At 48.8% G+C, this 320-nt stretch carries 1 protein-coding gene; it reads right to left on the bottom strand.

Annotated elements, in window-relative coordinates; genetic code table 11:
* Window positions 1–138: 138 nt before the first annotated feature.
* The coding region (locus ACYP03_RS25220; protein ID WP_459782559.1) for a thymidylate synthase at window positions 139–320 on the bottom strand (182 nt) is incomplete at its 5' end.

The raw sequence follows: 320 nt of genomic DNA, 5'->3' as shown, positions 1-320 counted from the left end.
TTCATTCGATGATAACCGGTTATTCTGCCGTACCAGCAACACCTGAGGATGCTCAGGCCGGCGTCAGCAGCTTTGGCGTCCGATCATTCAGGCACAAAAAAGCCCCACATTCGTGAGGCTCTGTTTTTTTAGTTAGTATCAGACGGAAAACGGATACTGTATCGGCTCATGGTGCTGATAATCTTCGACTTTAAAATCATCCATAGTGACCCAGGTTTCCAGATCGTCCAGTGATTTAATCTCTGGATTAATCACCAGCCGAGGCGATGGATACGGCTCACGCTTGAGCTGAACATCGCGCATCAGTGCCAGCTGATCCT

The sequence above is a fragment of the Photobacterium sp. R1 genome, from assembly GCF_054600795.1.
This window is presented reverse-complemented; position numbering and strand designations above follow the sequence as displayed.